The organism is Streptococcus sanguinis (assembly GCF_019929145.1).
GTDB classification, from domain to species: domain Bacteria; phylum Bacillota; class Bacilli; order Lactobacillales; family Streptococcaceae; genus Streptococcus; species Streptococcus sanguinis_U.
Map to the genome: position 1 here is coordinate 241,977 of NZ_JAHZOW010000002.1, position 18,298 is coordinate 260,274.

Below are 18,298 nucleotides of genomic sequence, written 5' to 3' on the forward strand. Positions count from 1 at the left end.
GAACCAGGTTATAGTTTTAGGCTATATCAAACTCTGGGAAATTCCAATTATACAGAGGGGGGATTTTCTGATAAGATAAAATCAAGAAAAATTTTGGAGGACATTTATGTCAACGACTATCATTGGTTTCCCACGTTTGGGTGAATTCCGCGAATTGAAATTTACAACTGAAAAATACTTTAGACATGAAATCTCAGCAGAAGAGCTTCTGGCTGCAGCTAAGGAGCTCCGTGCTAAGCATTGGAATATTGTTAAGGAAAAAGGAATTTCTGAGATTCCATCAAATGATTTTTCTCATTATGACAATGTACTGGATGCAGCCTTTCTCTTTAACGTGGTGCCGTCATCTGTGCAAGGCTTGGAGTTGACTGACTTGGAGCGGTATTTTGCCTTGGCTCGTGGTTATCAGGGCGAAAAAGGGGATGTCCGTGCTCTTCCGATGAAGAAATGGTTCAACACCAACTACCACTACATCGTCCCTAAATTTGAAAAAGAAACCCAAGTCAAGCTGGCTGGGCATAAGATTTTTGATGAATTTGCAGAAGCTAAAGAGTTGGGCTTGGTAACCCGTCCAGTTGTGGTTGGTCCATTCACTCTCCTGCAAGTATCTGACTTTGAAGACGGTGTGGCTCCGGCTGACTTTGTAGATGCACTAGCTGCAGCTTATCAAGAAGTTTTTGCAAAATTAGCAGAGCTAGGCGCAGAGCGTATCCAGCTGGATGAGCCAAGTCTGGTCAAGGATCTGTCAGCAGAAGAAAAAGCTCTCTTCTTGGACCTTTATAAGAAGCTTCTGGCAGACAAGAAAGGCTTGGAAGTCTTGGTTCAAACCTACTTTGGTGATGTTCGTGACATCTATGCAGACCTTGTAGAACTGCCAGTAGATGCGATTGGTTTGGACTTTGTCGAAGGCAAGAAAACACTTGAACTTGTCAAAGGTGGCTTTCCAGCTGACAAGACCCTTTATGCGGGTATCGTCAATGGTAAAAACATCTGGCGCAACAACTACGAAAAGAGCTTGGCAGTGCTTGAGCAAATCCCAGCTGAAAACATCGTCTTGACAAGCTCATGTTCACTGCTCCATGTGCCATTTACAACGGCTAATGAAGATTTTGAACCAGCAATTTTGAACCACTTTGCCTTTGCGGTGGAGAAATTGGATGAAATTCGTGACTTGGATGCTATCCGCAATGGCGGTGGTGCAGAAGCGCTTGCTGCTAACAAAGAACTCTTTGCGGCTGAACGTGTGGGTGAAAATGCCGAACTTCGTGCGCGCATCGCTGGTTTGACTGACGCAGATTACACTCGTTTGCCAGCCTTTGCAGAGCGTGAGGAAATCCAGCACAAGACGCTCAATCTGCCACCGTTGCCAACTACCACGATTGGATCCTTCCCTCAAACCAAGGAAGTCCGTGCTAAGCGCTTGGCCTTCCGCAAGGGTGAGCTGTCGGCAGAAGACTATGACAAGTTCTTGGCTGAGCAGATTGATGAATGGATCAAGTGGCAAGAAGAAGTCGGCTTTGACGTGCTGGTGCACGGTGAGTTCGAGCGTAATGACATGGTTGAGTACTTCGGTCAAAACCTGTCAGGTTACCTCTTCTCTAAAAATGGTTGGGTACAATCATACGGTATGCGTGGGGTGAAACCACCAATCATCTGGGGTGATGTGACTCGTCTCAACCCAATTACTGTTAAATGGTCTAGCTATGCACAAAGCCGTACTGACAAACCTGTTAAAGGTATGTTGACTGGTCCAGTAACCATCCTCAACTGGTCATTCCCGCGTGAAGACATCTCTATTAAAGATTCAACTCTTCAAATCGCTCTTGCTATCAAGGATGAAGTGCTTGACCTTGAAGCTGCTGGTGTGAAGATTATCCAAATCGACGAGGCTGCTCTTCGTGAGAAATTGCCACTCCGTCGCAGTGACTGGTACGAAGACTACCTTGACTGGGCAATTCCAGCCTTCCGTTTGGTACACTCAACAGTAGCGCCTGATACGCAAATCCATACTCACATGTGCTACTCAGAATTTACCGATATCATCCCTGCTATCGACAACATGGATGCGGACGTGATTTCCTTTGAAGCTAGCCGCTCTAACTTGGAAATCCTGGATGAGCTCAAGGCTAAGAACTTCCAGACAGAAGTAGGACCTGGAGTTTACGATATCCACTCACCGCGCGTGCCAAATGAAGGGGAAATCAACCACACCATCGAAGCTATCTTGGCTAAGGTGCCAAGCAGCAAGGTCTGGATCAACCCTGACTGTGGTCTTAAAACTCGTGGTATCCCAGAAACCAAGGCTAGCTTGGTGCGCTTAGTAGAAGCAGCCAAAGCAGCTAGAAAACACTTGAAATAATCCTCCTGGAACCTCAAAAGTTGATCTTGATGGAGGAACATACCAAAATTGAAGCGGAGCTGACAATCCTGCAGGAGCTGTTCTCCTAGGATTGTCCTCGGCTATCGCTACCATCATTGAAAGGAACTTTTTGTTATATGGTTCGTCGTCATACACCCAGTCTCTCATTTGAAGTATTTCCTCCCAATCCGGCAGTAGGCAATGATAAGATTTTTCAGGCATTGAGAGAGATGCAAGATTTGGCTCCTCACTTTATCAGTGTGACGGCCAGCAATAATAAGTTTGACATTGAGGAGACGACGGTTCGTTTGACTGAGTTCATCGCCAACGACCTCAAGATACCGACGATTGCCCACCTACCCGCGGTTTATCTGACCAAGGACATGGTGTCCAACATTTTGCAGTCTCTAGATCGGGTTGGTGTCCATCAGATTTTAGCTTTGCGAGGGGATGTTTTTCCAGATGTAGCACCTAAGGATGATTTTACTTATGCGACTGACTTGATCGAATACATCAAGACAGAAGCACCGCACTTTGACATCATCGGAGCTTGCTATCCAGAGGGCCATCCGGATTCGCCAAATCAGATTTCGGATATTCAAAATCTGAAGAAAAAGGTGGATGCTGGCTGTTCTAGTCTGGTCACCCAGCTTTTCTTTGACAATGAACGTTTTTACGACTTTCAGGACAAGTGCATTTTAGCGGGTATTGAAGTGCCCATCCATGCTGGGATTATGCCGATTCTCAATCGCAATCAGGCTCTGCGCCTGCTCAAGACCTGTGAGAATATCAAGCTGCCAAGAAAATTCCGGGCTATTCTGGATAAGTACGAACATGACCCAGAGTCTCTGAGAGCAGCTGGTCTGGCTTATGCTGTGGATCAAATTGTTGACTTGGTGACCCAGGATGTGGCGGGCATACACCTTTATACTATGAATAACGCCGCAACAGCCTATCATATCTATAAGGCTACCCATGCTCTCTTCAATCATAATCCATCTGTCCAATCTTTTTAAGATGAATGAAGAAACCACTAATCAGATTCAGTTGCTGTTTAGTGGTTTTTGTTTTATAATAAGGATAAAAATTTTATCCAAATCTAAGGAGGGGCTGATGGAGCATTCGCTGATCTTGGTTAAGTCTATGCAGTTTGGCCAAGAAGATTGTTTTTTTGCCTTCTGCGGTTATTCGAAAACGGAAGCCCATCATAGCTTTGGGCCGGCTGTCCGGGATGTTTATGTCATTCATATCGTACTGGAGGGACGGGGGACTTACTCCGTGGGCAATCAGCGCTATGATTTGCAGGAAGGGCAGGGCTTTGTGGTGCCGCCGAGTCAGTCGGTCTTTTATCAGGCTGATGGAGAAGAGCCTTGGTCTTATGTCTGGATGGGACTGGGTGGGCATCTCTTGCCTCGCTATCTGCAGGATCTGGGCTTACAGTCTGGCCAGTGGTCTTTTGAGCTGACTTCTTTGCAGGAATTTAAGGCCTTGGTCTTTGAAAGTTTGGCCTATGAGGGCAGCGGAATAACAGCTGAACTAGCTCTGCAAAGGCAAGTTTATCGCTTTTTAGAACTCTTGTCCCAGAGTCTCAAGCAGACCTCTTTAATCACGGAAAGCCGTCGGATCAATCCTTATGTCCAGCAGGTCTTGGAACTACTGAGCAGTCATCTGCCAGAAAGTTTATCTGTGCAGGAGTTGGCGCAGAAATTGGCGCTGCACCCTTCCTACCTATCTCGGCTTTTCAAGGATGAAGTAGGCAAGGGGATCAAGGAGTACAGCAATGATTTGCGACTCAATATGGCAGCTGATTTGCTGACGGGCAGCCAGCTTTCGGTGGAAGAGATTGCCAGTAAGACAGGCTTTGCCGGAACGCAGAGCTTTTCAAAAGCCTTCAAGAAGGCGCGTGGCCAGTCGCCCTTGAATTTTCGCAAGGCCAGTTCTCATCTGGGGCAGGAGCTGTAAAAAGTCACATTTGGATAAATAATACTAGAAAGAAAGGCTTACCAAAAGGGGGAGCCTTTTTTATAATGAAAGGAGAAGTATGATTGCAGATTGTGAAAGGAGAAGACCATGAATAAGGCTAGTGTTTTGTTTAACGAAGAGTGCAGGCAATTTCATCTGACTAATGGCGAGGTTTCTTATATCTTTCGGGTTGCGGAGGATGGTAAACTCTTGCAGCTTTACTACGGAGCGGCGGTACCGGAGCGAGATTATTCTTATCTGGTGGAGCTGCAGCATCGGCCCATGACGGCCTATCGAAAAGAAGGGGATTTACGCTATTCTTTGGAGCATGTGAGGCAGGAATTTCCAGAATACGGCACGACAGACTTTCGCCATCCCGCTATCTGTCTGAGGCAGGAAAATGGCTCGCGTATTACTGACTTTGTCTATGTCAGTCATCAGATAGTAGATGGTAAGCCAGTTTTAGAGTGCCTGCCCTCTACTTATACAGAGACTCAAACGGAGGCTAAAACTCTTATTCTAACCCTGCGAGATGCGTTGACAGAGGTGGAAGTTCAGCTGTTTTATACGATTTTTGCTGATTGGCCGGTTATCACTCGCTCCAGCAAAGTGATTAATCAAGGCAGGGAAACTTGCTACTTGGAATCCCTAGCTAGTCTGTCGCTTGATCTGCCAGATGCTGATTATGACTGGCTGCAGTTATCAGGGGCATGGGCCCGGGAACGCCATATCAAGGAGCGCCCGCTTCAGCAGGGGATTCAGTCTATTGAGTCAACCCGCGGCATTTCCAGTCCCCACCACAATCCTTTTGTGGCTCTTAAGCGACCGGAAACGACTGAATTTTCAGGTCCAGTACTAGGAACGGCCTTGGTGTATTCAGGTAATTTTCTCATTCAGGCTGAGGTGGATACCTATGATGTGACCCGGTTGCAGCTAGCTATCAATCCTTTTGGTTTTGAGTGGAAGCTGGCTGCAGGCCAGTCCTTTACCAGTCCAGAAGCTCTGCTAGTATATTCTGAGCGGGGCCTCAACGGCATGAGTCAAGTCTTTCATCAGCTATTTCGTCGACGCCTAGCTAGGGGCTACTGGCGCGAGCGAGCGCGTCCTGTTCTCATCAATAACTGGGAAGCTACCTATTTTGACTTTAGTGAGAATCAGCTGCTGGAGCTTGCTGAAAAGGCTCAAGATGTAGGAGTGGAGCTCTTTGTGCTAGATGACGGATGGTTTGGCCAGCGGACTAACGATCGCGCTGGGCTGGGGGATTGGTTTGTCAATCCAGAAAGGCTGCCGAAGGGGCTGGGCTCGCTAGCAGAGCGTATTCACGGTTTGGGCATGCAGTTTGGTCTTTGGTTTGAGCCGGAAATGGTCAATAAGGACAGCCAACTCTACCGAACTCATCCTGACTGGCTGCTGGCAGTGCCAGATAGACAGCCCCACCATGGTCGGAACCAGTTTGTTTTGGACTATTCTCGGCCGGAAGTAGTGGATGAGATTTTTGAGCGTCTATCAGCGGTTATCGAGGAAGCGCAGCTTGATTATATCAAATGGGATATGAATCGCCCTCTGACGGATGTCTTCTCAGCTGCCTGGCCAGCCGATCAGCAAGGAGAGATTTTTCACCGCTATGTCTTGGGCGTTTATGACTTGTATGAGCGTTTAATCAGTCGCTATCCGAGACTGTTATTTGAATCGTGCTCTTCAGGTGGGGGCCGCTTTGATCCAGGTATGCTCTACTATGCTCCTCAAGCTTGGACCAGCGATGATTCGGATGCGATTGAGCGCTTGAAAATCCAGTACGGGACCAGCCTTCTCTATCCGCTTTCGTCTATGGGAGCCCATGTCTCCATCGTGCCCAATCACCAGACCAACCGTCTGACTCCGTTGAAGACGCGGGGCAATGTCGCCTTTTTCGGTTCCTTTGGCTATGAGCTGGATCTTAATCAGCTAAGCCCAGAAGAATTGGCTGAAGTCAGGGAACAGATAGCTTTTTACAAGCGCCATCGAGAACTGATTCATAATGGAACTTTTTATCGATTGCAGTCGCCATTTAAGGGAGATGGGCAGACAGCTTGGATGGTTGTCAGTCAGGATCAGAACACCGCACTTTTAGGCACTTTCAAGGTCCTCAATCAAGTCAATCGCTCTCATCAGCGTTTGCAACTGAAAGGACTGGCTGTGGATAAGGTCTATCGGCTAGAGGGGCGTAGCTATACTGGGGCTGAGCTTATGCGAGTTGGACTGGTCACCACGGACGCTTCCAGCGGTCAGCTTCTGGAGGATTCTGAGCAAGAGCCAAGCTATGACTTTGATTCAAAACTCTGGCTGTTTGAAGCAGAGGATGAGTAGATAAGATGGGAAATAGAAAGAGCAGAAGGAACAAGCTGATTAAAAGCTGTCCTTCTTGCTTTTTCCTCTGAGAAAAAAAGGATAGTACCATTATCTCTGATAATTCTATAGGAAAAGGCTTTCAAAAAGGTATATAATAGGGTGAAGCTTTTATAAAATAAAGCTGGGTCATTATGGGAGAATTTGTAATAATTGAAGAAAGCATTTGCCAATTTGGATTATTAGAAGAAATCACTCGGCAAATGCGAGGAAGAGGAAGTTTTATGACGAGAAAAATCATCTTTCTGGACGTGGACGGTACCATCATCGACTATGATAATCATATACCGGAGTCTGCTGTACTTGCCATTCGACGGGCACGGGAAAAGGGCCATCTGGTTTATGTCTGCACAGGTCGCAGCAAGGCTGAGATGCCACCGGAAATTTGGGATATTGGCTTTGATGGCATGATTGGTGGTAACGGCTCCTATGTGGAGCATAAGGGGCAGGTTATTCTGCACCAGCTGATTCCGCGAGATGTCGCTAAAAGGCTAGTCGACTGGCTTCAGGAGAGAGGGCTAGAGTTTTACCTGGAGAGTAATAACGGTCTCTTTGCAAGCAGGGGCTTCCGCGAAGCAGCGCGATCAGTGCTTCGGACCTATGTACTTGGAAAAGGTGCCAAGCCAGAAGAAGTCGTAAATATGGAGGCAGAAGAAGCTCTTCATGGCCTGGTTTATGGTGGGGAGCTCTATCGGGACGATCTGAACAAAGTCAGTTTTATCCTAAAGAGTTACCAAGACCATCTGGATTCCAAGGCTGCTTTTCCTGAGCTCAAGGCGGGTACTTGGGGAGGCAAGGGCGAGCATGCTCTCTTTGGTGACTTAGGAGTCAAAGATATTACCAAGGCGCATGCCATTGAGGTTCTTCTGAAGCATCTTCATGCTGATAAGGCGGATACTCTGGCTTTTGGCGATGCCAAGGTTGATATTCCTATGCTGGACTATTGTCAGGTCGGCGTTGCTATGGGAAATGGCGGAGCGGAAATCAAGGCTATGGCCGATCTGGTGACAGACTCGGTCAGTCAAGACGGTCTCTACAAGGCCTTTGAAAAGTTAGAACTCATCTAAAGGAGATGTGAATGATGGCAAAAACTCTTTATCTGATGCGGCATGGCCAAACGCTTTTCAACCTGCGCCACAAGGTGCAGGGCTGGTGTGATGCTCCTCTGACTGATTTTGGCATCTATCAGGCCAAGGTGGCAGGGCAATATTTTAAGGATGCCGGTATTACATTTGATGATGCTTATAGTTCTACTCAAGAGCGGGCCTGTGATACCTTGGAATTGGTAACGGACGGTAAGCTTCCCTATAAACGTGTCAAGGGACTCAAGGAGTGGAACTTCGGCACCTTTGAAGGGGAAAGCGAAGACCTCAATCCGCCCCTGCCTTATGGAGATTTCTTTGTGACCTATGGCGGTGAATCACAAGATCAGGTGCAGGAGCGTATGGCAGCGACCATTCTCCAGCTCATGCAAGAGATGGATGGTCAGTCTGTGCTCATGGTCTCCCATGGCGGAGCTATGGCCAATTTTGCCAGAGCTTGGCAAAAAAACTGGCGTCTGGATGACCTAGGTCACATGACCAACTGTGGGATTTTGAAGTTTACTTTTGAAAATGACCAATTCTATCTAGAAGAGGCCATCGGTCATGATTTTAGCAATTGGGAGGGAAAATGAAAGATTTATACTTGATGCGACACGGTCAGACCTTTTTCAATCAAGAGGGCTTGGTGCAGGGAGTTTGCGACTCTCCTTTGACAGAACTGGGGCAGGATCAAGCCCGGCAGGCAGGAGCTTATTTGCAAGGGCGGGGTATTCGTTTTGGTCAGCTCTACTCCTCCACCCAGGAGCGGGCTTCTGATACTCTGGAACTTGTCTCTGGCCGAACCGACTATACTCGCCTCAAGGGCATTAAAGAATGGAACTTTGGTCTTTTTGAGGCTCAGCCCGAACGCCTGCAGCCGAAATTTCGGCTGGGAGCCACCTCATTTGAAGACCTTTTTGTCCCTTATGGCGGAGAAGGTGTGGACCAAGTCGGTGAGCGCATGCTAGTCACTCTGACTGAGGTCATGGAGCGGGCGGATGCAGAGCCAGTCTTGGCCGTCAGCCACGGCGGTGCCATGTGGGCCTTCTATCTCAAGATTGCGGCCCAAGCTCTGGATCCCAAGGTGCGCTTTGGCAACTGCGCTATCTGCCATTATCAATATGAGCAGGGACACTTTAAGCTGGCAGAAGTCATTGACCCGCTGACGGGTGATGTGTATGAGTGTGAATGAAGAAGCAGAGCATTCATCATAATGAGAGTTCAGAAAGATTATCACTACAATAAAAACCTCAGATTTTTCTGAGGTTTTTTGGTTTATACTTGGCTGTAGGTTTCACGACGACTTAGTTTTGTATCTTCTTTTTTGCTGGGTATTGGCTGTGCCTGGATTTCTTTATTCCACTCACTTCGAGTAAAGACCATGGAGAGTAGTGCCAGAGCCGCAAAGGCTGCTCCTACGTACCAGTAGGGCATATCCAGCGTCGTGGAGCGGCCAGATAGGTTGACGATGCCACGGAAGAGCATACCAGTTGTCATAATGGCTAAAGCTGAGTTCCAAAGGTTGAGGCTGAGCCGAGAGAGATTAGGGATGACCTTCATGAAGAGCAGGAGGAGGATGCCACCCACCAGAGGAATGGCAAAGAGGTAGTGCATGTGGCTAGAAGTCTCGCCGAAACTGAAAGATTCATAGATTCTGCTGAAAGCAAAGAAGAAAATAGTTAATAGTGTGTAGATAAGGGCTGTTTTTCTAAAACGTTTTTTGCTGGGATTAGTAACCGATGTAGACAATATCACTCACCGACCTTTCTGAGATAGTATTTCCGTTGGTTGTAGGTTTGTTAATGACCTGACCGTTAAAGTAAAGTGTAGAGGAGCCGCCGCCATCAAGGTTGTAGGCAGTCTTGACGCCGTACGATTTCATGATTTCTGCCATCTGGTAGAGGGAAAGCCCCTCGCTTTCTGAGGTGCGTCCGTCTGAAACGATGATGATGTAGTGGTTTTCATCAATGATACCGATAGCTGTCCGAGGATTGGAAGACATGGACTGGCCGACTTCAGAGTTGGTATCAACGACAATCTCACCATTTTCTACAAGAGATGGGCCGAAGGCCAAGAGATTGACCACGCCGTCTTTGACCAGTTGATCGGTAGAGACTTGGTCTTCATAGATAATCTTGAAGGAGCCGTCTTTGTAAATAGCTAAATCACCATTACTGGAGTCTTCTCGGACGGTATCGCGGTAGACGACGCCATTGCGGATGACATAGCCAGTTGTGTTGGCTCCGTAGTAGTCGCCGTTAACCGCTAGGATAGCATTGTTGTTGGCAGCCGTTTCCGAGGTCTTGGCGGTGACATTGTTTCCGTAAGTGTTTTGGGCAAAGGCTGTTTTCAGGTATTCCGATGAGCTGACAGTCACATCAGCGATGTAGACTTGGGTGTTGCTGACGGTCTTTTTAGTTAGCGTAACCGAGATGTTGTCGTCTGAATAGCTGGTATCCGTCACAGTCGCTGTTTCGGCAGCCTTGCTGGCAGCCTTGGCATTGGACGACGAACTCGTACTTGAAACCGTGGAAATGGTCTCTGCGATGACAAAGGTTTTCAGCATGGAGTAGCTGAAGGAAGCTGTCAGAAGCAGCCCGAAAATGGAGGCGTAGGCATAGCGTTTCTTTAAAAATTTCATGATGCGGTGTGTGTCCTTTCTTTAAAAATAAATCTCTTTTGCACCATCCAGGAGACGGTAAAGAGCAAAATGCCAACGATGATTTTGACAATCAAAAGATTAAGACCAAAGACAGCGTAGAAGAGGCGAATCAGCAGTGTGTCTAGGATAAAGAGCACTACAGCTAGGCTGAAATAGCCAGTTCCTGTCTTGAGTATACTGTCATCGTTCTTAAAGACCAGCTTTTTATTAGTCGAATAGTTAAAGATTGAGCTGGTCACGCGGGCAATCCCATTTGCGAGAAGAATTCTCAGGCTGGTCGGCACAGCAGCTAAAAACAAGAGAGCCAGTGCGTAGACGATATAGTCCACGACGAAGCTGCTGAGAGAAGTCAGGGCAAATTTAAAAATATTTTTATAAATCATGAGCCCATCCTGAATTGGCCGAAAGTGCGAGCCTTGATTGTCATTGATATAGACCGTCTCAATGGGCACTTCCAAAATGGGATATTCCTTGCTGGCTTCTAAGAGCATGTTCATTTCATACTCATAGCGCTGGCCCTCTACCTTTAGCATAAATGGAATCATGTTGGTCGTAAAGGCTCGCAAGCCTGTCTGAGTATCGGAGACACCCACCCCAGTCTGAAGCTTGAAGAGAGCCCGAGTCAGACTGTTGCCGAAGCGACTACGCAGAGGCACCTTGCCAGTAAAGGCGCGTGCTCCCAGAATCAGCCGATTGGGATTTTCAGAAGCCTTGCTAGCTACGCGGAAAATATCCCAGACCTCGTGCTGGCCATCCGCATCTGCTGTTACCACCGTTCCATAGATCTTTAGTGCTTGGATAAAGGTGAAAGCAGTTTTCAGCGCTTGCCCTTTGCCTTGATTGACCTGATGACGGAGCACGGTCGCGTACTGCTCTGCCTGCTCAAAGACTATCTGGCATTTGGAAGAGCTGCCGTCATCGATAACAATGATATGAAAATCACTTTTATGGTGAATTTTTTTTATCAGCTTAATAAGATTATAATCAGGCTCATAGGCCGGAATCACTAGATAATCCATATCCATACCTCTTTCTTAGATGATTTGTAGAAAGTATATAGACTGCGGCTTAAAATTTCCTAATATAAGTTAGTTTTAAGAAAATGTTAACATTTCTTTAAGGAAAGAGCATGGGGAAAATAGGATAGAAATGCCGTTGGGGAGAGGATTAGAGATAATTTTGCGAAATGAATGCTAGAGTATGGCAAGGCACTTATGTGGATACTTATAAAAGTGAAAGAAATTATATTGTAGCGAGCTATTAGCAGGGCTTATATGTAAAATATCAAGGTAATATATTTATACAATAAAAAACAACCATGAAGGTTGTCTTTAGGTCGATATTTAATTATTTTACATGTGGTATCAAAGATATACAAAGTGAGTGTATTCTGTTATATATTGATTTTTAAATCTAAAGAAACTCATCATTTAATGAAGATAATTTGGTTATTGATTATTTTCTTGATATAGTCCCAGAAAATCTTGATAAGATTTCAAGAGATGGTCTTGCTTATCAGATGAATAAAAACCATCTAATTTGACATTTGTATAGAGATCTATCTCCCCTTCATAAGCCAGAAGACTCAGACTTTTTTCATAAGAATCATCACCAGTTATCATTAAGCTCCAACCGGTGCTAATTTTCTTTTCTACATCAGGTAATTCTTTACTTACTTTTAAGCTCTTGATATTTAAATCCTTTTCTCCTTCAATGAGAGTATAGTTATTCGGCTTATTAGCTAAGACCAGTCCGTACTGATTTAGTTTATCATCCAAATCAGTAGCAGTATAAATAGGTCGCTTGTCGTGAACTGTCAGAGCTTTGAAATAGTGATTCAGAGAAAAAGTCTGACCATTTTCAATATTAGTATAGAGAGTCTGAATAAGAGGCGTACTCTCTGAATTAGAGTAGTTACTTTCGTTTGTCCCACCTAGTATATACACTTCAAAGGCAAAATATAGTTGCCCATCTTGAGGATCTTGATACAGTTGATGACTTACTTTACCTGGAATGGCTTGGCTATTTATTTTTTGAGTTAACTGAAGCAGGTCATAGTCTTTATAAGTCTCTTCAGACTGGTTTAAAAGGCTAATTTTTATATGGTTATTCTTTTTCTCATCTTGGACAAATTTTTGGTAACTATCGTAGTAAAAAGTTGTGTCGGGATAATTCATTTCTTGCTGTAAGATATACTTATCAGACAAGATGGCCAAATTAGGATTTTTGACCGTATAGAGATTATCTCCTAGCTTCTCTATTTTAAATGTCATGTCCTTATCCAGCTTATTTCCATCGACTTCTTGCTGTTTGGTCTGATTTTGTTTAGAGTGTATAGTCGTTTTTTGCTTTTCAGTAACATAAGAGGCTAAAAACAAATCAATTGCAAAGGCTAAAGTATATCCACCAATATTCAAAAAGATTTTATTTCGGAACATTTTTTTATTTTTGTAACTATCTGAATCACTTATTTTTCCTCCGGAACTTTTACTTGACGAAGCTGACCATCTATAAGAACATAAACAATTCGTCCAGACTTAATCATTTCATCATGACTCAAGCTAGGAAGATTATTTGCCTGAAACTGCAGAGGAGGAAGAACCTGGTTGCCATTTTGAACCATTACAGGCGTTTCTCCTGCCACAAGATTGTCAGTAGTTGTAGCCTGACTAATCGTCATTTGTCTGTCTTCCAAACTAAATACAGAGAAGATTTCGTACAAGGGACCCTGCTCCACAATCCCCTTGACTGTATTCATGTCAGATTCAGATAAAGGGGTGTTTGGTTTATATTGGAGCCAATTAATATATAGTGGACCGGTTGTTTTAGTCTGTTTAGACTGCTCAATAAGATTTCTGTAGCTATTTATAGAATGTATACCTAGCCCATAATTCTTGGACTGGTCGAAACTAGCTTGATTTAGTGAAGTGAACACAGACCGAAAATCAGATAGTTCTCCGATTGCTTTAATATGGCTATATAGGTCAAGATACTGTGTATAAACCGGACCTTTTTTAAAGTCAACAGTAACTATTTCCTCACTATCAATATCAAATCCAATCGGGATAAGTCCTTCTGTCCAATTGAGCTTACCTTCTTCTTTTGCATTCTTTATAAGCAAGCTATAAGTAAGTGGTGTTGAGAGATCTTTCTTCTGTTTTAAGGTTTGTTCTATTTCATAGTCTTGTTTCTTTTGAGCAGACCAAAAAGATTCTTCGCCTGGGTAATTAAAGAGATTAGCAAAATTAGAAGCTTGTTCAGTTGAATCCTCATTATATTTAAATATCGGATAGATAGTAAAACTACCTCTCTTGGCCATTTCGAGGACATGGGGATATTCTTGGTAGAGATTGATTAGTTCACCACCTTGATAAGGTCTCATCGTAATTACATCGTCTGGGGTTTGAGTTGCTTTTTTATCATAATTGTTTACACCCTTTTGATCTTCAACAACAAAGCTCAAACTCTTTAAACGTTCAGTAAAGACAGGATTCGTTCGAGCAATTGTTAATTCACTATTACCATTAGCAGTTAGAATTTCTTCTTGTGATGCTCCTAGATAGTGGGTAATCCGGCTCTTTAAAGTATTTAAATCAATAATCAGTGAAGATTTTTTTGTAATCACCTTCTATTTCTTCCAGCTCTATTTCTATATAGGGTGCATCTGGAGATGTGTCAAACACGTCTAATTTCGCTGTACTTTTAATGCTATATTTTTTCTTTTCTTTAAGAAAGAGAGCTCGTATATCAACCTTTCTTAATGACTGAATACCTTCATCCTCTTTGTAAATATCAATCTGATAAAAATACTTCGTATTTTTTTTATCATAAAAGACCTTCCCTTCGTCTGAATAAGAATCCTTAGGGAGACGGTAATTTTGGGCAATAATATAACCGTCTTTCCTCTGGACTTCTCCAGACTTATCGATTGCCAAAGCAAAATTACCAATTTTCTGAAAATCATTTACCTGACTAGAACCTATTCGATATGTAGATTCTTGCTCAGTCTGATTGATATTTTTGTTGTCCTCAAACTTCTTTACAGAATAGGGATTGAGGGCTTGATAGTATATAATGTAGGTCATCAGAGTCAATAAAAAGAAACTAGAAATTTTTATAATTTTTTTGAGAGGTGTTTGATTCATATTCGCTTCCTTTATAAAAATAGAATAACACCATTTTATCATACTTTTCTTTTACTTTTAGCAGAAATCTTATAAAAAAATGATATAATAGTCCATAATCTATCTAAAAGGAGAATAGGATGAAGAAGCTAGAGAATTTCTCTTGGCAGATGTGGCAGATTTATGCTTTAGCCGCACTGGTCATTTTTTTGGTCGCTGGTACTTGTTCTTTCTTTTTCACAAAAGAAACTGCTTATGTGGCAAAAGAACAAAATTATGTCTATAAAGGAAAGAATCAGCGTTTAACAAATTATACAACTATTGGTGAGACTGAGCCAGAATTCCCTATGATTGCTCTTTCTTTTAAAGAGAGTGACGGGTGGAGTTACTATGATTTCGCTGTCGGACGGAAATTTTTAGCATTTCAGGATTCCAAGCAGTATGGAGGTAGACTGAAAGCAAAGGACAAAGAAGAATACTTCCGAATTCGTTATTATAAACTGGGTCAGGAGCAAGGAGATGGCCAAACGATTGATGTCTTGAAACTCGTTCAAGATATGGGTTATGTCACCATAGAAGGCGAGATGGATAATCTTATGTATTCTGATGGAAAAGATGAATATGTAAAAATCCAGATAAAAGACAATGATGAAATCTATGTAAACCTAACCAGTAAAAAAGCAACAAAAAAACAGCCCAAAGAAGAAATTCGTTTTGGATATGGAGGGTTCTATCGAGTACTTTCAAGTCCAACATTTATTACAGAGGCATATAAGGATGATAGAAAAAATGTATCCATCTATTGGCCCACTTTGTTTAGTTATAAAAAGAACGATTACCAATCACGTTTAACGGATAGTGATAGTAAACCAGAGGATAGCCTGACACTTTCAATATTGAAGAAATACGGCTTTATAGTCGTTTTAAAAGAAAACATGACTCTCAACGATAGCATCACCCTAACAAAAATGTTCTTCCCCGATGCCGACTCTTTTTACTGGAGCATTGACGAGAAGTATACAAAGAGTGGCAAAGAAGAAATAATCCGTACAGAAGAGGACTTCAAGCAAGTCATTAAGGAGGAAGCCATTGAAAAAGAATTTAAAGATTGATACGGACAAGAGAAAAAGTTTCATGGTACTTGTATGTTTTCTAGTAGTCTCAGCTTTATTCTTCTATCGGAATCTAGAAGCTAATCTCAAAGGCTTTTACGCCAATCGTAATTTTTGGGGAGATGTTAAGATAACAGGATTTTCCTGGGCTGAACAAAATTGGGGCATAGATGTCAATTATATCTATACTGAAAAAATTAAGGACAAAACCATCTCTGTTCCTGTAAAAAAATCGGTCCGCTTCAAACAATTAGTCATGCCTTATTTCGACAAGATGGATGTAGACGAGAGGAAGGGCCCTATGTTTGAGTTAGGAGCGACTTATGATGAATCTATGAGAGTATATGCGCCAATTATTGAAAAAACTTTAGAAATCAATCCTGAGCGAATCAAGTTGGAAGAGTCTCTGACGAGAAAGTTAAATCAGGCTTCAGATTTAAGAGGGGTATCTGTTAAGTTAAGAAGCACTCTATCCGACCAAGATATGTTTGTTGAAGGTATACTCTGGTATAGCGATCGTATGAGAGATGCCGTTAGGAATAGACATTCTATTCTTAAAGAATTGTACGATTTGCCTTTAAATGATGCCTTATCACATAGCGCAGTTTATGTTCAAATTATCTTGCCAGAAGAAAGATACAAGGAACATTTTTCTATGAGAGACCAAATCCAACAGTTACTAGAACAATTAAGCTTACCTGATGGAGCCTATGTCTTTGGGACTATTGATGAAACTAACGGAGATTTTGTTGTGGTTGAACAAGGAAAAATTAGAGAAGGGAGATAAAGATGTCAGAGGAAAAAAACGTAGATAAATTAACATTTCCTTGGGAGATTGGACTATTGATTGTACTTTATTTGGCTATTGTTGGTCTACCTTTTTTAAATGATAAAACATCACAAGTTTATCTTTTTCAAAATAACAACTCTATTTTTGGAGGGAAAGAATTTGAAGGTTGGAGTAATTCCTATTTTAAGAATTCTTTTATTTTTCTCTCAGTACTTCCTTCATTAGCCGTTTTATTAAAATTCATTTTAAAAAATAGAGGATATCCTTTTTTAGCTAGTTTACAATCTTTTCTATTTTTCTTAACTAGCTTTACTTTAATGATTTATACTATATTCTCCATCACGATTCAGATAGATATTTATAAACTAGATTGGGGATTTTACTTGTGTCAAATTATTTTTCTTATATACATTTTTAAGGAATTGCATTTTTTAAAAGAAAGAGTTAAGAGAAATAATTAATGCTTTATATCAAAAAGAATATCTTGGATGTCTACTGCAGTGATTGATGATAAAGTTTTTATGTCAATCTCAGATTTGAAATCAGTTGATAGTATTAATCATTCTAATCTGGACTTGCTAGTATCGATGTCATGGTCAATCTCGCTTGTTTTGGTGTTGTTATTTATTCTGAAACGTATTCTACTGCACAAGAACTTAGAATTTTTAGCATTTCTGCAAATGTTTCTTTGTATGATCTATTGCGTCGTGGCTCTCTTCTATTTTAAAAATATTTTTAAAGTATTATTGCAGTATAACCAGATTGGTTTATTGTACAATGTCCGTCAATTCTGTTTATTAGCCATTGTAATAGTAAATTATCAAAGTTTGAGAAACTTACATAAACAAGAGAATCAGTATAGTAGTTTAGTAGATAAAACTCGTCGCACCCTACTTGCTGAATAATAGTATTAGATAAAGACGTCTTTATAATAAGCAACAAAAAAAAACGACCCTAACGGTCGTTTTTTTGGTATCATTCCACTTCCAATTCTTCTTGGTCAATTTTATGGGCTGTTCGGTAGGCTTGGTAAAAGATAAAGACAGCCAGAGCAGTCATAGCCGGTACGATGATTGGGATATCCGTTTCGATAGCAGTCAGCGGTGAGTTCCAGAAGAAGTGGAGAACGAAAGCTGCTAGGAAGTAGAAGAGCCCCACTCGGAAGTAGTTTTTCTGAGTTTTAGCATAGCGCAGCATGAGTGCCAGACCGAGAGTGGTCAGGGCGGTGTAGAGCCAGTGAGAGGCGACGCCGCCAGTGATGCGGCCTAGGATACCAGAGATAGTGAAGGAGAAGCCTTCGGGCAGGTCAGAGAGGATATAAGAGAAATCTTCGCTAATCTGAAAGCCCATGCCGGCCGTTATACCCAGCATCAAGAAGGATTTGAGCTTTTTGACTGGGACTAGATAGACAGCGAAGGCAACTGCCAACAGCTTGAGGGGTTCTTCAACCAGCGGAGCTGCGATAGCATTTTCTAGGTCGCTGAGCAGAGTATTGGGGAAGCTAGTGCTGACCCACTCGTGGATATAGGTATTGGCCAAGCCAGAGATCCAGCCAGAGATGAAAAGGCCGCCTAGCAGAGCTACCCCAAGGCTAAGTGCAGGAGTCTGCCATTTTTTTCCCAGTTGACGAATCAAGAGCAGGGCAGGGACGATATAGAGCAGAGCCAAGAGGGCTGACAGTCCGACAATCCCATAGGAAGTACCTGACATACTGCCAGTAGTATAGGCTTGTGTCTCGTATTCTAAGCCAATCGCGCTCAGAAGGAGAAAAATGAAAAGAACAATATTTTTCTTCATAAGTAACTTTCTAAAATTTTATTTT

17 protein-coding genes are annotated in these 18,298 nt (G+C 42.9%); 10 read left to right on the top strand and 7 right to left on the bottom strand.

Going from position 1 to position 18,298, the window contains the following annotated elements; genetic code table 11:
- The first annotated feature begins 106 nt into the window (after positions 1-106).
- From metE to K1I94_RS06945, 7 genes are all read left to right on the top strand, one after another.
- Entirely contained in the window at positions 107-2,359 is a 2,253-nt protein-coding gene (metE, locus tag K1I94_RS06915; protein WP_223314862.1) for a 5-methyltetrahydropteroyltriglutamate--homocysteine S-methyltransferase, read from the top strand.
- 137 nt (positions 2,360-2,496) lie between these two features.
- On the top strand, positions 2,497-3,375 hold the full coding sequence (gene metF / locus K1I94_RS06920) for a methylenetetrahydrofolate reductase [NAD(P)H] (protein ID WP_223314863.1): 879 nt from the start codon (positions 2,497-2,499) through the stop codon (positions 3,373-3,375).
- Between the two features lies 1 nt (position 3,376).
- Complete coding sequence (locus K1I94_RS06925; protein ID WP_223314950.1) at positions 3,377-4,321, top strand: AraC family transcriptional regulator; 945 nt, start codon at positions 3,377-3,379, stop codon at positions 4,319-4,321.
- Positions 4,322-4,429: 108 nt separating this feature from the next.
- Complete coding sequence (locus K1I94_RS06930; RefSeq protein ID WP_223314864.1) at positions 4,430-6,667, top strand: alpha-galactosidase; 2,238 nt, start codon at positions 4,430-4,432, stop codon at positions 6,665-6,667.
- Positions 6,668-6,930: 263 nt separating this feature from the next.
- Positions 6,931-7,773, top strand: a complete 843-nt coding sequence (locus tag K1I94_RS06935; RefSeq protein WP_223314865.1) for an HAD family hydrolase — start codon at positions 6,931-6,933, stop codon at positions 7,771-7,773.
- Between the two features lie 11 nt (positions 7,774-7,784).
- A complete protein-coding gene (locus K1I94_RS06940) occupies positions 7,785-8,381 on the top strand; it encodes a histidine phosphatase family protein (RefSeq protein ID WP_223314866.1) in 597 nt (198 codons plus the stop codon).
- The gene (locus tag K1I94_RS06945) at positions 8,378-8,980 is read left to right on the top strand and encodes a histidine phosphatase family protein (RefSeq protein ID WP_223314867.1); all 603 of its coding nucleotides are present in this window, start codon (positions 8,378-8,380) and stop codon (positions 8,978-8,980) included. The genes K1I94_RS06940 and K1I94_RS06945 overlap by 4 nt, the downstream gene beginning before the upstream one ends.
- A gap of 83 nt (positions 8,981-9,063) precedes the next feature.
- Here the strand turns inward: K1I94_RS06945 and K1I94_RS06950 are convergent, their stop codons facing one another.
- The 6 genes from K1I94_RS06950 to K1I94_RS06975 form a co-directional block, all read right to left on the bottom strand.
- Positions 9,064-9,537 carry a hypothetical protein gene (locus K1I94_RS06950; RefSeq protein WP_223314868.1) on the bottom strand — a complete coding sequence of 158 codons (474 nt, stop codon included), beginning with the start codon at positions 9,535-9,537 and terminating at the stop codon, positions 9,064-9,066.
- Positions 9,518-10,429, bottom strand: a complete 912-nt coding sequence (locus tag K1I94_RS06955; RefSeq protein WP_223314869.1) for a phosphodiester glycosidase family protein — start codon at positions 10,427-10,429, stop codon at positions 9,518-9,520. The genes K1I94_RS06950 and K1I94_RS06955 overlap by 20 nt, the downstream gene beginning before the upstream one ends.
- On the bottom strand, positions 10,426-11,475 hold the full coding sequence (locus tag K1I94_RS06960; protein WP_223314870.1) for a bifunctional glycosyltransferase family 2/GtrA family protein: 1,050 nt from the start codon (positions 11,473-11,475) through the stop codon (positions 10,426-10,428). Before K1I94_RS06960 ends, K1I94_RS06955 begins: the two co-directional genes overlap by 4 nt.
- A gap of 423 nt (positions 11,476-11,898) precedes the next feature.
- Positions 11,899-12,867: a hypothetical protein gene (locus K1I94_RS06965; protein WP_223314871.1), complete on the bottom strand. Its 969-nt coding sequence runs from the start codon at positions 12,865-12,867 to the stop codon at positions 11,899-11,901.
- Positions 12,868-12,917: 50 nt separating this feature from the next.
- On the bottom strand, positions 12,918-14,075 hold the full coding sequence (locus K1I94_RS06970; RefSeq protein WP_223314872.1) for a hypothetical protein: 1,158 nt from the start codon (positions 14,073-14,075) through the stop codon (positions 12,918-12,920).
- The gene (locus K1I94_RS06975) at positions 14,044-14,595 is read right to left on the bottom strand and encodes a hypothetical protein (protein ID WP_223314873.1); all 552 of its coding nucleotides are present in this window, start codon (positions 14,593-14,595) and stop codon (positions 14,044-14,046) included. The genes K1I94_RS06970 and K1I94_RS06975 overlap by 32 nt, the downstream gene beginning before the upstream one ends.
- Positions 14,596-14,714: 119 nt before the next feature.
- Between K1I94_RS06975 and K1I94_RS06980 the strand changes: the two genes are divergently transcribed.
- From K1I94_RS06980 to K1I94_RS06990, 3 genes are read left to right on the top strand one after another with little or no spacing between them, the layout of a single operon-like run.
- Positions 14,715-15,686, top strand: a complete 972-nt coding sequence (locus K1I94_RS06980) for a hypothetical protein (RefSeq protein ID WP_002910588.1) — start codon at positions 14,715-14,717, stop codon at positions 15,684-15,686.
- Positions 15,664-16,473, top strand: a complete 810-nt coding sequence (locus K1I94_RS06985) for a hypothetical protein (RefSeq protein ID WP_002910587.1) — start codon at positions 15,664-15,666, stop codon at positions 16,471-16,473. Before K1I94_RS06980 ends, K1I94_RS06985 begins: the two co-directional genes overlap by 23 nt.
- A 2-nt stretch (positions 16,474-16,475) precedes the next feature.
- The gene (locus K1I94_RS06990; RefSeq protein ID WP_002910585.1) at positions 16,476-16,937 is read left to right on the top strand and encodes a hypothetical protein; all 462 of its coding nucleotides are present in this window, start codon (positions 16,476-16,478) and stop codon (positions 16,935-16,937) included.
- 514 nt (positions 16,938-17,451) lie between these two features.
- On the opposite strand, the gene K1I94_RS06995 is transcribed toward K1I94_RS06990, so the two are convergent.
- Complete coding sequence (locus K1I94_RS06995; protein ID WP_223314874.1) at positions 17,452-18,273, bottom strand: PrsW family intramembrane metalloprotease; 822 nt, start codon at positions 18,271-18,273, stop codon at positions 17,452-17,454.
- Positions 18,274-18,298 lie beyond the last annotated feature (25 nt).

Coding starts and splice junctions, on each gene's coding strand:
- K1I94_RS06930 (WP_223314864.1), top strand. CDS start 4,430: ATGAATAAGGCTAGTGTTTTGTTTAACGAAGAGTGCAGGCAATTTCAT.
- K1I94_RS06940 (WP_223314866.1), top strand. CDS start 7,785: ATGATGGCAAAAACTCTTTATCTGATGCGGCATGGCCAAACGCTTTTC.
- K1I94_RS06955 (WP_223314869.1), bottom strand. CDS start 10,429: ATGAAATTTTTAAAGAAACGCTATGCCTACGCCTCCATTTTCGGGCTG.
- K1I94_RS06925 (WP_223314950.1), top strand. CDS start 3,377: ATGAATGAAGAAACCACTAATCAGATTCAGTTGCTGTTTAGTGGTTTT.
- K1I94_RS06960 (WP_223314870.1), bottom strand. CDS start 11,475: ATGGATATGGATTATCTAGTGATTCCGGCCTATGAGCCTGATTATAAT.
- K1I94_RS06990 (WP_002910585.1), top strand. CDS start 16,476: ATGTCAGAGGAAAAAAACGTAGATAAATTAACATTTCCTTGGGAGATT.
- metE (WP_223314862.1), top strand. CDS start 107: ATGTCAACGACTATCATTGGTTTCCCACGTTTGGGTGAATTCCGCGAA.
- K1I94_RS06975 (WP_223314873.1), bottom strand. CDS start 14,595: ATGAATCAAACACCTCTCAAAAAAATTATAAAAATTTCTAGTTTCTTT.
- K1I94_RS06995 (WP_223314874.1), bottom strand. CDS start 18,273: ATGAAGAAAAATATTGTTCTTTTCATTTTTCTCCTTCTGAGCGCGATT.
- K1I94_RS06945 (WP_223314867.1), top strand. CDS start 8,378: ATGAAAGATTTATACTTGATGCGACACGGTCAGACCTTTTTCAATCAA.
- K1I94_RS06980 (WP_002910588.1), top strand. CDS start 14,715: ATGAAGAAGCTAGAGAATTTCTCTTGGCAGATGTGGCAGATTTATGCT.
- K1I94_RS06935 (WP_223314865.1), top strand. CDS start 6,931: ATGACGAGAAAAATCATCTTTCTGGACGTGGACGGTACCATCATCGAC.
- metF (WP_223314863.1), top strand. CDS start 2,497: ATGGTTCGTCGTCATACACCCAGTCTCTCATTTGAAGTATTTCCTCCC.